Origin of the sequence: Gordonia sp. NPDC058843 (genome assembly GCF_042743165.1) — a bacterium.
Lineage (GTDB): Bacteria > Actinomycetota > Actinomycetes > Mycobacteriales > Mycobacteriaceae > Gordonia.
This window is the reverse complement of sequence record NZ_JBHYNC010000020.1, coordinates 1-13,380: the sequence shown is the minus strand read 5'-3', so window position 1 is coordinate 13,380 and position 13,380 is coordinate 1. Positions and strand designations below refer to the sequence as shown.

The window sequence follows — 13,380 nt, the reverse complement described above, 5'->3', positions numbered from 1 at the left end:
CCGGCCGGACTCAGACGCCCAGCTTGGCCTTGACGTCGGCGATCGACGGATTGGTGGCGGTCGTGCCGTCGGCGTAGAGAACGGTGGGGACGACGTGATTGCCGCCGTTGACGCTGCCCACGAACTCGGCGGCGTCCGGGTTCAGCTCGATGTCGATCTCCTGCCAGCTGATGCCGCTGGTCTTGAGTCCGCGCTTGAGGCGGGCGCAGAATCCGCACCACGACGTCGTGTACATGGTCAGTTCACCGGAGTCGGAGGTGCGGGCGCCGGCCTCGTCGTCGATCACGTTGCTCATGGGTCCCATAACACCATGTCCGGGCGCGCTGTTCCCGGCTGCGTCGTTCTCCTCTGCGGGCGGCGTCGGTGGTTGGTGACATAGTGGACGCCGTGCCTCGCCCGACTTCTGCCGTGAACCCCGAGTCCTCGCCGCGTGCCTCGGTGCCGGTGAGTCGTGGCGCGGTCGAGGGACTGGACCCCGAGCAGAGCGCCGCCGTACTCGCCCCGCGCGGACCGGTATGTGTGCTGGCCGGGGCGGGTACGGGCAAGACCCGGACCATCACCAGGCGCATCGCCCACCTCATCGACACCGGTCAGGTGAACCCCGGTCAGGTCCTCGCGGTCACGTTCACCGCCCGGGCGGCCGGGGAGATGCGCACCCGGTTGCGCAGCCTCGGTGTCGGTGGCGGTGCGGGTGGCAGCGTCGCGGCGCAGACCTTCCATGCCGCCGCGATGCGCCAGCTGCGCTACTTCTGGCCGCGTGCCTTCGGTGACGCGCGGTGGGAACTCCTCGACAACAAGTTCCCCCTCATCTCGCGGGCGGCCCGCCGCTCCGGTCTCGACACCGCGACCGACACTCTTCGGGATCTGTCGTCGGAGATCGAGTGGGCCAAGGCCTCGTTGATCTCGCCGGAGAACTACGTCGAGGCCGTCGGTCGGCTCGGCCGTGAGTCCCCGGCACCACCGTCGAAGGTCGCGGCGGTGTACGGGCACTACGAGGACGCCAAGGTCTCGCCCGACGGCGATCGGCTGCTCGACTTCGACGACATGCTCATCTACATGACCCAGATCCTCACCGCCGAACCCGGCGCGGCGGATGAATTCCGTTCGCGATACCGGTGTTTCGTCGTCGACGAGTATCAGGACGTCACCCCGGTGCAGCAGGGTCTGCTCGACGCCTGGCTCGGCGAACGCGATGATCTGACGGTCGTCGGTGACGCCAACCAGACGATCTACACCTTCACCGGCGCCTCCCCGAACCACCTGCTCGATTTCAGCCGCCGATTCCCGGAGGCGACAGTCGTCCGGCTGGAACGCGACTACCGCTCCACCCCGCAGGTCGTCGACCTCGCCAACCGGGTGATCGGTGCCGCCCGCGGACGGATCGCCGGCACCCGGTTGCGGCTCATCGGGCAGCGACCGGCCGGTCCGGCGCCCCAGTTCGCCGAGTACGACGACGAACCCGCCGGCGCGACCGCTGTCGCCATCGAGATCAAACACCTCATCAGAGCCGGGGTTGCGCCCGCGGAGATCGCGATCCTGTATCGCGTCAACGCACAGTCGGAGAACTACGAGCAGGCGCTGACCGAGGCGGGCATCCCGTACCAGGTCCGTGGGGGTGAGGCGTTCTTCTCGCGCACAGAGGTCCGCCAGGCCATGCGGCAACTCGCCACGGTCGCCGGCCGCGAGGTCCGACCCGACGTGGAGATCCTCGACGTCGTGCGGGCCGTTCTCGGCGAACTCGGGCTCTCCGAGGAGGAGCCGTCGGGTGCCCAGGCGCGTAGCCGCTGGGAGTCGTTGAAGGCACTCGTCCAACTGACCGAGGACATGGTGGCCGAGAACCCCGAACTGACGCTGCCGCAGCTGTCCGCCGAACTCGCGTCCCGCGCCGAGTCGCGTCACCCCCCGACCGTGCAGGGCGTGACGCTGTCGTCGCTGCACGCGGCCAAGGGACTCGAATGGGATGCGGTGTTCCTCGTCGGACTCACCGACGGGTCACTGCCGATCAGCCAGGCGATCAAGGGGTCCTGGGAAGAGGTCGAGGAGGAGCGCCGACTGTTCTACGTCGGCGTCACCCGCGCCCGCGAGCACTTGCACCTGTCCTGGGCGCTGGCCCGCAACGAGGGCGGGCGTGCCCGTAGGCGCTCGCGATTTCTCGCCGACCTCGTTCCCGACGACTCGCCGGCCTCGCCGATCGCGAAGGAGCGGACACCGCGCCGCGGACCGACGTGCCGCGTCTGCGGTTCCCGGCTGATGGATTCGACCGCGACACTGCTCGGCCGCTGCGCCGGGTGTCCCTCGGATCTCGACGAGGGGCTGCTGGTCGCCCTCAAGGAGTGGCGTCGCGAGCGGGCCCTCGAGAAAAAAGTGCCGGCTTTCGTCGTCTTCTCCGACAAGACCCTGACCGCCATCGCCGAACAGCGACCCACCGATACCGCTGCGCTGGTGGCCATCTCGGGGATCGGGGCGAAGAAGGTCGACGAGTACGGCGAGGACGTCCTCGACCTCGTCAAAACTGCAGGTCAAAAATAGGTTGTGCGGGTTTCGGCCCAACGTCTAATCTGATTCCCGTCAGTACGGGGATGGGTCGAGTGCGTCCGTCACGCGGCCCCTGCACAGTCACCGACGACCGACGACAACGCGGAAAGCCACGAGACCAGAAGGGAGTGGATCAGTGAACGGAATCATCGTGCGCCAGGCCGGCACCTGCCAGTCTGCGGCGAACCTGAGTGCGGCGACCACGTATGCGACGTCATCGCATGCGGCGAAGCCGAACCAGTCGACCATCGCGCGTACCGGTCGCACCCGCTCCTGGATGCCGGTCGCCCGAGCGTGCACGAGCTTCGCACGCCCGGTCGCCCACCCGCCGGCGGCTCTGCATCTGGCAGCCGAGGCGCGCGTAGCGCGAATCGCCCCGCCCGCAGCAGCAGTAGCACCCGCGCCGCGTCGGTTCCCCGTTCTGTTCCGAAGTTCCCGGAGTTAGATCTCCGAGACAATCCGGGCCACGGGCGAATCGCAGAGGCGACACCCGTGGCCCTCTTTTTTCTGTCATCCCGATAGCCGCCCCGTCGAGGCGTTTCGGATACAGAGCCACATCGAGGACTCGGGTTCAACACCCCAAACGAGCAGATGTGGAGAATCCAATGACTGTCGAATGCGTACTCGAGTCCTGTCTGTCGGCGGACCGCGCAGCGACCGCCCGGCTCGACCTGCCCTGCCAGGTCGCCGACGCAGATCTGTGGTTCGCCGAAGACCCCCGTGATCTCGAGCGTGCCAAGGCCATGTGTGCCGAGTGCCCGCTGCGGAGCCAGTGCCTGCAAGCAGCACTCGACCGGTCCGAGCCCTGGGGGGTCTGGGGCGGTGAGATCTTCGAACGCGGCGCCGTCATCGCGCGCAAGCGTCCCCGTGGCCGGCCGCGCAAGAACGTTGCGTGACAAAGACCGACGCCGCGAGCAGAACTGCTCGCGGCGTCGGTGTCGTGTCTGCGGAGAGGGGTCAGTCGCCCAGACCGGGGACCCACTCCTCCATGATGGCGCGGTAGGGGGCGTGCGCCTCGAGCTGGGAGGCGATGCCGACACAGCCGCCGAGGACGCGGAAAACCATCACGAAACGCTTGGGCACGTTCAGGTTTCGTGAGGTCTTGTACACCTCACCCCGGACGTCGGTGGCCTTGCCCGCGGCCCGCTGCATCCACTTGCGCGTGAAGTGGAACGACTCGGAGTACAGCGGGTCGACGTACGGACGGAGATAGGCCTCGATGTCGGCGCCCGTCACCTTGTTCGCGTGGGACGGGCGGATGAACTCCGCCTCGATCATGAGCTCTTTGAGTTCGTCGTACTTCTTGTCCCGTGCGAGCCGCAGGATCGGGCCGGTCTCGGGCGGGAGACCATCCGGGTAATGACCCACCGCGCCGAAGTCGAGCACGCCGAAGCGTCCGTCGGTGGCCACGAAGAAATTGCCTGGGTGCGGGTCGCCGTGGAGGAGCCCGACCCGATACGGGGAGCTGACCTCGAACTCGGCCATCTTCGCGGCGGCGGCGTCGCGGGTCTTCTGGTCGCCGGTGGTGATGATCTTCGACAGCGGGACGCCGTCCACCCACTCCGAGACGACGACCTTGGGCGCGCTCGCGACGACCTTGGGGATGAGGAAGTCGGGGTGTCCGTCGTAGGCCTTGGCGAAGGCACGCTGGTTGTCGGCCTCGCCGAGATAGTCGAGTTCGGCCTCGGTGCGGTCGATGAGCTCGTCCATCATCGCCTTGACATCGGTCCCGGGGGACAGGCGCTGCAGGAGTCCGGACATGCGGGACAGGGTCTTCAGATCGGCTTTCAGGGCGTGATCGGCGCCGGGATACTGCACCTTGACCGCGACCTCGCGCCCGTCGGACCAGACTCCCTTGTGGACCTGTCCGATCGATGCCGAGGCCGCCGGCTCGTCGGAGAATTCCTGGAAGCGCTCACGCCAGCGGGTACCGAGCTGCTGATCGAGCACTTTGTGAACCTTGTCGGCCGGCATCGGCGGAGCGTCGGCCTGCAGCTTGGTGAGTGCTTCGCGGAAGGGCTCGCCGAACTCGTCCGGGATGGCGGCTTCCATGATCGAGAGCGCCTGGCCGACCTTCATGGCTCCGCCCTTGAGCTCGCCGAGAACGGCGAACAGCTGTTCGGCGGACTTCTCCAGAAGCTCCTGGTTGACCTCGTCCTTGTCCCGGCCGACCATGCGCTTGCCGAAACCGGCAGCAGCCCGGCCGGCCATACCGATCGGAAGAGAAGCCAGTTTCGCGTTGCGGCGACCCTGTCCTTTGGTGATGTCGGTCATAGCATCCTTTCCGCGTCACACAATAGACGAACTGTCTCGTGAATCCCGTGCGGGACGACAATCGCAGTCCGGGTGCGGCAACCACCGCTTGATGTCCAGTCGAGTCGGGTCATCGTGAAACTCCAGCACGCGATCCAGCAGCTGCGGATCGGGCGGGGCACCCGAGTGCGATGCCCGGTTGTGCACCGCTGCCACCAGACGCTCGGTCTGTGCGTGGGCGATCGCGGTGGTCATCGCCAGAACGGTCGGACTCGCCTGTCCCGACGTGCGGATCAGCTGGACGGCCAGCGCGGGCCACCCCGGGTCCGCGTCGGAACGGTGACGGTCGGCGCACATCAGGCAACTCGTCAGTCCGGGCAGAACCAGCGGCCCGACGATCCCCACTCCGTCGCGCACCCGGACCAGAAGGTGGGGGATACGGGCTCGGGTCAGCGCGAACACGACGCGGGGGTCGTGGACGACGAAGTCGGTCAGGATCACCAGGTCGGTGTCGATGGCGTCGAGCGTCCCATCGGGCAACCGGCGCATGGTCCGGTGAGCCGACAATCCGGAACCACACAGCGAACTCGTCAACTGCTCGCTGATCGGTCCCTGTCCGTGGATCAGGATGCGGAACGGGTCGGTGCGGCGATCGGCATCGACGACCGTGCGACCGGCGGCGACCAGACTGCTCAAGACGAGGTCGAGGTCGTCGTCGTGCAGACCGACCCGGCGGGCGCGGCGCGAGAGGGTGTCCGCCGTGCACGGATCCTCCAGCGAGCGCAGCAGGACGGCGACGGAGTGCGCCGACACCGACGCGTCGAAGTCGAGGAGCACGCTGTCGGCGGGATCTATCCCGACGCGGACCGAGTTGCCGTGGACGAGAACCGGTGTACCCGGACGCAGCCGGGGCACCTGGGGCCGACCCCCGACCGGAGTCGCGCGGGTGGAAGCCGAGAGGGCGCTGGAACTCGTCCGGGCTGGCGACATGCGGCAACTCTGCCAGCCGGCGACCGTCGCGGACGGTCGGCGAGCAGGTTATCCACAGCATGACCGGATCCTCCGGGTATCCCGGAGTTCTACGATCCGCCTCGCGGGGAGTCGTCACCGTCGCCCTCGTCGGTCCGCCGGTCGGAGTTCTGGGGATCTGAAGTCTGGGGGTCTGGGCCGGTGCCGCGCGCGCGTTCCTCGGCGATCGTCTTCTCCAGCTGCGCCATCGGGTCGTCGAGGTCGTCGCCGCCCAGGAGTCGGTCGATGAAACCGGCGGGATTGTCGAGGTCGTCGGAATCCGGCAGCAGATCCGGGTGGGCCCACACGCCATCCCGGGTCGCGACATCGGTGGCCTCCAGCGCACGGCGCCACAACTCCGACGCCTCGCGGACCTTGCGGGGTCGTAGCTCGAGACCGACGAGGGTCGCGAAGGTCTGCTCGGCCGGCCCGCCCGAGGCGCGGCGCCGCCGCATGGTCTCGGTGAGTGCCCCGGTGCTCGGGATCCGATCGCCGAGTGCCCGGGTCACGACCTGCTCCACCCAGCCCTCGATGAGCGCGAGGAGTGTCTCGAGACGCCCGAGCGCGGCCTTCTGCTCGGGCGTCGTCGTCGGCTCGAACGACGTCGAGGAATTGATGATCTCCTCGAGTTTCGAAGGGTCGGAGAGCAATTGGGCCGGATCGATTCCAGCGGTGGCGTCCGTGATCCCGCTGAAGTCGATACTGATCCCGCGCGCGTACTCCTCCACGGTGGTGAGCAGTCGCTGACGCAACCAGCCGACGTGGGTGAACAGGCGCACGTGCGCGGCCTCACGCGCGGCGAGGAAGACGATGATCTCCTGTGCCGGCTGTTCGAGGCCCTCGGCGAATTTCGCGATCGCTTCCGGGAGCAGGACTGCGATGCCCTCGGGGGCCAGCGGCAGTCCGACGTCGGTCGAGGTCAGCACTTCTTTGGCGAGCTGTCCGAGGCCCTGGCCGAGCTGCGTGCCGAACGCCATGCCGCTCATCTGGGTCAGCATCCCGATCATCGGGCCGGCGAACTGCGCGGCCTCCGCGGGGAGGTTGTTCTGCCAGGTCCGGGCCAGCTGCTCGGCAACCGGATCGCACAGACCCTTCCAGGTGTCCATCGACTCCTCGAGCCACTGGACCGGAGTCCACGCCACCGTCTGGGTGACCCCGCTGGGGAAATCCGTCGCATCGTCGAGCCAGACGTCGGCGAGCCGGACCGCGTCCGCGGATGCGGTGTTCTCCTTCTCGAGGATCGGGGTGAACGAACCGATCTGCTGCCGTGCGAGATTCGTCGCCACCTGATAGTTGACCGGGCCGTCCCCGCCACCGGCCATCCCCGCACCCATGCCGCTGAACATGCTGCCCAGTTGCGAGAACATCTGACCGATCATGTTGGGATCGAACTTCGACGGGTCGAAGTCGCCGCCCGGTCCGCCTCCGAATCCCTGACCCCCGCCGAATCCGAACGGGTTGGACCCGCCGAACGGGTTGCCGCCGGGATTGTTCCTGTCGCCGCTGTTCTTGTCGCGGTCGTCGTCGTCGGAAGACGAGAAGCCGAAGGGCAGATCACTCATGGGTTCCACCGTACCGCCCGGTGAGGCGCGGTTACGGCGTCGACTGTTCGCCCTGCGCGTAGTCGGCTCATGGTCGGGTTCGTCGTCCCCGGCGCGGCCTGCTTCTCGTGTCCGCGGGGCACTATCGTGTGCGGAATGAGTTCGAGCCCCCGCTTCCGGAGAATCGCCGCGGCCGCGGTCTCCACCGTGGTCCTGCTGGCGTTGCTGGTGCTGGGCACACAGGTGCAGGTGCCCTACGCCGCGCTCGGACCCGGCCCCACGCTGAACACCCTCGGCACGACGAAGGTGGAGGACGACGGCGCGGTCGTCGAGCGCAAGGTGGTTCAGATCGACGGGGCGGCAATCGATCCCACGACCGGTCACCTGAACCTCACCACCGTCTCGGTCCGGGACGGGATCTCGCTCTTCGACGCTCTCGGTATGTGGTTGTCTGGCACGTATTCCCTCACCCCCCGTGACCAGGTCTATCCGCCCGACCGCACCACCGAGGAGGTGCAGCAGGAGAACGCCCAGCAGATGACGGGCTCGGAGGAGAATGCGACGGTCGCCGCCCTTCGCCACCTGGACCGTCCGACGGCCCTGCGCATCGCGAGCGTCGGACCCGAGGGCCCCGCGGTCGGCGTGCTGCGTGCCGGTGACGATGTCGTCGCGGCGGGCGGCGTCCCGGTGGAGACGGGCGAGCAACTGAGGAAGGTCGTCGGCGACAATCCGCCCGGCACCGAGTTGCCGCTCGAGATCATCCGTGCCGGCACCCGGCAGACCGTCTCGGTCACGCTCGGCGAGCACCCCGCCGAGGCCGGAGCCGGTTATCTCGGCGTCGTCCCCGAGGTCGTCAACGCCGATCCGCGGCTCGAGGTGACGTACACCGTGGGGGACATCGGTGGACCCTCGGCCGGGATGATGCTGGCGCTGGCGGTCATCGACCAACTGAGTCCCGGGGAACTGACCTCCGGCAAGTTCATCGCCGGTACCGGCACGATCACCGACGAGGGGACGGTCGGACCCATCGGCGGCATCACCCACAAGACCCGCGCCGCCCGCGACGCGGGTGCGACGGTGTTCCTCGTCCCGGCTCGCAACTGCGCGGAAGCGGCTTCCGAGCGACCGGACGGCCTCGAACTGGTCAAGGTGGAGACCCTCGACGGTGCCGTCGACGCGCTCGGCGCGATCGGTGCGGGTCGTCCGGCACCGACCTGCTGACGAGGCGAGCCACCGCGATCGGGTGGCGTCAGTTCCGCCCGGATGCCTCCGGCTCGTCGGGGACGAAGGTGTCGTGCAGCGCGGCCCGCAGTTCGAGGGCCAGTTGGGGATGGGTCAGCAACTCGGGTTCCTCGTCGGGAACCGGACGCAGCCGCAGCAGGGCGAGATCGGCCCCGGTTCGCAGCACCCCGACGACCAGGCGTGCGACCTCTTCGTCCGGATGCTCGTCGCCGGTCTGGGTGACTTCGTAGCGAGGAGTGCCGTCGTCGTCCGCGCCGGGCGGCGCGACGATGATCTCGATCGCGACGGCTGCGCCTGCGACCGCCCGGGGCCAGATCGCGGTGGCCAGGAACTCATCGAGGTCGTCGAACTCCTCCTCCACCGGTGTGAACACCGGGCCGTCCGCGGAGATCACGTCGGGGAGCTGCTCGGCGAGCAGAGCCGTCGGCGCCAACGCGAACACCGCCGGTGGTTGTCCCCAGCCGCGCGTGTCGACATGTTCCATGATCTCGCTCAAGGCGCTGCCGAGGTCGTCGGTGGAAAAGGTACGCGGGGTGTTCGGGTGGTCGGGCACGTGCTCATCTTGCCTCGGAGGGCGGCGCGACATCGAGCCCGTGGCGTGGGGCGGGAACCGCCGAGGTGTCGCGATCGTTGAGCGGGCGCCCCGAGTGAGTAGGTCACTCAGGTGGTGCCAGTACAGTGGGCACCACGCCCAGCAGGCAATCGTGTGTGGGTGGTGTCCGTATTGAGAGCTTTGGAGAGTGGGTCTGGTGGGCGTCCGAGGGCCGGCGGGAATGCCGACACTGTCACGCAGGAGCAAGATCATCATCGGACTCGGCGTGGCCGTCCTGGTGCTGCTGCTCGTCGGACCACGCCTGATCGGTCTCGCGACCGACTGGCTCTGGTTCTCCGACGTCGGGTACGCGGGCGTCTTCACCAAGGTGATCTGGACCCGCGTGATCCTTTTCCTGATCACGACGGTCGTCGTCAGCGTGATCATCTTCGGCGCGGTGTCGCTCGCGTACCGCAGCCGTCCGGTGTTCGTCCCGACCGCGGGACCGAACGATCCGCTCGCGCGCTACCGCACGGCGATCATGGGCAAGGTGCGGTGGTTCGCCATCGTCCCGGCGGTGATCATCGGCGCGCTGGCGGGCCTGGTTGCACAGGGTTCCTGGGCGACGGTCCAGATGTTCCTGCACGGGCAGTCGTTCGGACGCACAGACCCGCAGTTCAATCTCGACATCGGGTTCTACGCCTTCGACCTGCCGTTCTTCCGCTTCGTGCTGAACCTGTTGTTCGTCGTGGTCGTGGTGGCCTTCCTGGCGAGCCTGGTCACGCACTACCTCTTCGGCGGTATCCGTCTCGGGCAGGGCGGCGGTTCGGTCACCACCGCGGCACGCATCCAGCTCGCGGTCCTGGCCGGCACCTTCCTACTGCTGAAGGCCGCCGCCTACTGGCTCGACCGGTACACCTTGCTGTCCAGTCAACGAAAAGCCGAGATCTTCCCGGGAGCGAGTTACACCGACATCAATGCGGTGCTGCCCTCGAAGCTCATCCTGATGGCGATCGCGATCATCTGTGCGGTCGCGTTCTTCGCCGGGATCGTGCTGCGCGACCTACGGGTGCCGGCACTCGCCACCGTCTTGATGCTGTTCTCCGCGTTGCTCATCGGTGTCGGCTGGCCGCTCACGATGGAGCAGTTCTCGGTCAAGCCGAATGCCGCGCAGAAGGAAGCCGAGTACATAGACCGCGCCATCACGTCGACACGTGAGGCGTATGGGATCGGGCCGGAGAAGGTCGTCACCCAGAACGACTGGACCGCCCGGCCGGCAACGCCTGCGCTGGTCAACAGCGACGTACCGACGCTGTCGAACGTACGCATCCTCGACCCGAACGTCGTGTCGCCGACGTTCATCCAGCAGCAGCAGCGGCAGAACTTCTACGGCTTTCCCACGCAGCTGGCGGTCGACCGCTACCGCATCGACGGTGAACTGCGCGACTTCGTGGTCGCGGTCCGTGAACTCGACCCCAGCCGCTACCTCGAGAACCAGCAGAACTGGCTGAACAAGCACCTCGTCTACACCCACGGCGACGGGTTCGTCGCAGCTCCGGCCAACCGGGTCAACGAGTCGCGCGACGTCAACGACATCGACGGCGGTGGCGACCCGTTCTACTACGTCAGCGACACCTCGAACTACCAGTCCGAGGAGTACAAGCGCGACGCACCGATCCAGGTGAGCCAGCCCCGCATCTACTTCGGCGAGCTGCTCGCGAAGATCGACCCCGACTACGCGATCGTCGGCTCCGACGACGGTCAGGCACGTGAGCACGACATCGGTGACGACAAGTACACCTATCAGGGGCCGGCCGGGGTGTCCCTGGGCAACTGGTTCAACCGGGTGCTCTATGCGGGCAAGTACGCCGAGCGCAACTTCCTGCTGTCGGGTGAGATCAACTCGGCGTCGAAGATCATCTACAACCGCGACCCCCGCGACCGTGTCGAACAGGTGGCACCGTGGCTGACCGTGGACTCGAAGACGTATCCCGCGGTCATGGAGGACGGCTCGATCAAGTGGATCGTCGACGGATATACGACCCTCGACAACTACCCGTACTCGCAGCCCACCTCGCTGCAGAGCGCGACCGCCGACGCTCAGGACCTCAACCCGGGGCAGACCGGACGCACGCAGATCAACAAGACCGTGTCCTACGTCCGCAACTCCGTGAAGGCGACCGTCGACGCATACACCGGCGAGGTCGAGCTGTATCAATTCGACACCGAGGACCCGGTGTTGAAGACGTGGATGGAGGTCTTCCCGGGCACGGTGCAGTCGCGCGCCGACTTCGACGCGCAGACATCGTTGCGGGATCACGTCCGCTATCCCGAGGACATCTTCAAGATCCAGCGGTCACTGCTGACGCGCTATCACGTCGATTCGCCCCAGACGTTCTTCCAGGCGAGTGATTTCTGGTCGGTGCCCTCCGATCCGACCGACCCCGACGCCGATCAGCGCGGACTGGATCAGCCGCCGTATTACTTCGTCGCCTCCGATCCGGAGAGCGGCCGGCCGACGTTCCAGTTGACCTCGGTGCTGACCCGACTCAACCGCCCGATCCTGGGCGCATATGTGACTGTCTCGTCCAATCCCGAGAACTACGGGCAGATGACGGTCAAGCAGTTGCCCGGAAACGCGCAGCGGTCGGGACCGAAGCAGGCCTTCAACCCGATGCGGACCGACGGACGTGTCGCCGAATCGCTGAAGTCGCTGGAGAACACGGCGACGGTGACCTTCGGCAACCTGCTGACACTTCCGGTGGGGGACAACGGGATCCTCTACGTCGTCCCGATGTACGCGCAGGCACAGGGTGAAGAAGCGTTCCCCCGCCTGTTCCGTGTGATCACCCGGTACGAGCCCGCCGAGCGGGAGGCACGGATCGGTTATGCGCCGACGACCGCCGAGGCCCTGCGGCAGGTGGGTATCACACCCGCTGCCGGGGTGGTCCCCGACGATCAGCAGCCGACCGAGCCGGACCAGGCCGGGACGCCCGAACCGGACGATTCGACGCCGAATGAGCCTCCGCAGCAGGGTGATTCACCGGAGCGTGACGCCGCGGCCAAGGCCATCGGTGATGCGATCACGGCGTTGCGTCAGGCCCAGCAGGGTGGCGACTTCGCCGCGTACGGCCAGGCGCTCGACCAGTTGAGTCAGGCGGTTGCCCGGTACGAGTCGCTGGCGACGCCCAACTAGTCCAGGCCCGGGCTCTACACCGAGCGCTACGTGCGTGAGGTACCGCTATCCGCGGTACTTCCGCAGGTAGCGCTCGGTTTCGTTGGGGGTGTTGTCGGGGAGCACCGGACTGTGGTGATGCCGGTGGCCCAGCGAGAAGAAGATCGACACCGCTGTGGCGAACGCGGCAACCATGAGCAGTCCACAGAGGATCGCGGTTCCGACATTGCCGACGGCCATGTGAACGAGCCAGAGCGCTGCCATGGCGAACCCGCCCAGTGCCAGGACGAAACCGACGAAGCTCATCGGATGATTGCCGTGGCTCTCGTGTTGGAAGTGGTGAGTGTTCATGGTTCCTCCTCGGCGGGGGCTTCGCGTGTGCCGAGTCTACGCCTGATGTGATCGGCATCACATCCGTCGAGTCCGCCCGAGTGCCTTCGGCAGGCGTCGCACGACCTGCGAATACGCGGCTGGTAGTGACCGGCATCACTGCCGTTTCCGCAGGTCGGGGTAGGTAGGGGTATCGATTTGCATCGCTGACGAACCGGTGTGTAACGTTGTGTTCACCAACGCGGGGTGGAGCAGCTCGGTAGCTCGCTGGGCTCATAACCCAGAGGTCGCAGGTTCAAATCCTGTCCCCGCTACCAACACCAAGAACCCCCGCCCGGGATATCCCGGGCGGGGGTTCTTGCTATGTGCAGACCGGGCAGTCGGTAAGAACCCGGGTGTCGATGCGCGCCGATGTCGGGAACCCGTGTGCGCGCCGGCGCGGCCGGCTCCGTGGAACCGGCCGCGCCGGGCTGTGATGTCGGAGCCGGCGCAGACGAGCGTCGAGCTGGGCGCGCAAACTTCTGGCGGTCGGTCGGCCGCCATCCGCCGGGAAGGTGTTCGACGGGGTGGCCGGCAGGTGGAGTCCGCGTCCCCGATGGCCGACGCGGCAGCCGCGCCGGCCTTCTGACCAGGCGATTTGACGTCGGGTGGCACGGTGCGTAACTTATGTCGAGTCAGCGCGCCACGGCGCCGCCCCGGAGGGCCTGGAAGGGTCTGGTTGGGGAGTGGAGATCGGGTTTTGTGTTGACCGCCCCTGAATGTGT

Annotated in this window: 11 protein-coding genes and 1 tRNA gene; 5 read left to right on the top strand and 7 right to left on the bottom strand. The window is 67.3% G+C overall.

Annotated elements, in window-relative coordinates; all coding sequences use genetic code 11:
* Nucleotides 1-10 precede the first annotated feature (10 nt).
* Complete coding sequence (locus ACFW3F_RS14635; RefSeq protein ID WP_388058500.1) at nucleotides 11-295, bottom strand: mycoredoxin; 285 nt, start codon at nucleotides 293-295, stop codon at nucleotides 11-13.
* A gap of 83 nt (nucleotides 296-378) precedes the next feature.
* On the opposite strand from ACFW3F_RS14635, the gene ACFW3F_RS14630 reads away from it, so the two are divergent.
* Nucleotides 379-2,529: an ATP-dependent DNA helicase UvrD2 gene (locus ACFW3F_RS14630; protein ID WP_388058498.1), complete on the top strand. Its 2,151-nt coding sequence runs from the start codon at nucleotides 379-381 to the stop codon at nucleotides 2,527-2,529.
* 87 nt (nucleotides 2,530-2,616) lie between these two features.
* Here ACFW3F_RS14630 and ACFW3F_RS14625 read toward each other — a convergent pair whose 3' ends face one another.
* On the bottom strand, nucleotides 2,617-2,835 hold the full coding sequence (locus ACFW3F_RS14625; protein WP_388058496.1) for a hypothetical protein: 219 nt from the start codon (nucleotides 2,833-2,835) through the stop codon (nucleotides 2,617-2,619).
* A 305-nt stretch (nucleotides 2,836-3,140) separates the two neighbouring features.
* Between ACFW3F_RS14625 and ACFW3F_RS14620 the strand changes: the two genes are divergently transcribed.
* Complete coding sequence (locus ACFW3F_RS14620; RefSeq protein ID WP_388058494.1) at nucleotides 3,141-3,431, top strand: WhiB family transcriptional regulator; 291 nt, start codon at nucleotides 3,141-3,143, stop codon at nucleotides 3,429-3,431.
* A 61-nt stretch (nucleotides 3,432-3,492) separates the two neighbouring features.
* On the opposite strand, the gene ACFW3F_RS14615 is transcribed toward ACFW3F_RS14620, so the two are convergent.
* From ACFW3F_RS14615 to ACFW3F_RS14605, 3 genes are all read right to left on the bottom strand, one after another.
* Nucleotides 3,493-4,809 (bottom strand): ABC1 kinase family protein, encoded by a 1,317-nt coding sequence (locus ACFW3F_RS14615; protein ID WP_388058493.1) that lies wholly within the window; start codon nucleotides 4,807-4,809, stop codon nucleotides 3,493-3,495.
* A gap of 15 nt (nucleotides 4,810-4,824) precedes the next feature.
* On the bottom strand, nucleotides 4,825-5,778 hold the full coding sequence (locus ACFW3F_RS14610; protein WP_388058491.1) for a hypothetical protein: 954 nt from the start codon (nucleotides 5,776-5,778) through the stop codon (nucleotides 4,825-4,827).
* An 89-nt stretch (nucleotides 5,779-5,867) separates the two neighbouring features.
* The gene (locus ACFW3F_RS14605; RefSeq protein ID WP_388058489.1) at nucleotides 5,868-7,358 is read right to left on the bottom strand and encodes a zinc-dependent metalloprotease; all 1,491 of its coding nucleotides are present in this window, start codon (nucleotides 7,356-7,358) and stop codon (nucleotides 5,868-5,870) included.
* A 135-nt stretch (nucleotides 7,359-7,493) separates the two neighbouring features.
* Between ACFW3F_RS14605 and ACFW3F_RS14600 the strand changes: the two genes are divergently transcribed.
* Nucleotides 7,494-8,558, top strand: coding sequence for a PDZ domain-containing protein (locus ACFW3F_RS14600; RefSeq protein WP_388058487.1), 1,065 nt, complete (start codon nucleotides 7,494-7,496; stop codon nucleotides 8,556-8,558).
* A gap of 28 nt (nucleotides 8,559-8,586) precedes the next feature.
* Here the strand turns inward: ACFW3F_RS14600 and ACFW3F_RS14595 are convergent, their stop codons facing one another.
* A complete protein-coding gene (locus ACFW3F_RS14595; protein ID WP_388058485.1) occupies nucleotides 8,587-9,132 on the bottom strand; it encodes a PPA1309 family protein in 546 nt (181 codons plus the stop codon).
* Between the two features lie 220 nt (nucleotides 9,133-9,352).
* On the opposite strand from ACFW3F_RS14595, the gene ACFW3F_RS14590 reads away from it, so the two are divergent.
* Nucleotides 9,353-12,307 (top strand): UPF0182 family protein, encoded by a 2,955-nt coding sequence (locus ACFW3F_RS14590; protein WP_388058483.1) that lies wholly within the window; start codon nucleotides 9,353-9,355, stop codon nucleotides 12,305-12,307.
* Between the two features lie 45 nt (nucleotides 12,308-12,352).
* Here ACFW3F_RS14590 and ACFW3F_RS14585 read toward each other — a convergent pair whose 3' ends face one another.
* Entirely contained in the window at nucleotides 12,353-12,637 is a 285-nt protein-coding gene (locus ACFW3F_RS14585) for a hypothetical protein (protein ID WP_388058481.1), read from the bottom strand.
* A 219-nt stretch (nucleotides 12,638-12,856) separates the two neighbouring features.
* Here ACFW3F_RS14585 and ACFW3F_RS14580 point away from each other — a divergent pair.
* Nucleotides 12,857-12,933, top strand: a tRNA-Met gene (locus ACFW3F_RS14580).
* Nucleotides 12,934-13,380: the final 447 nt, after the last annotated feature.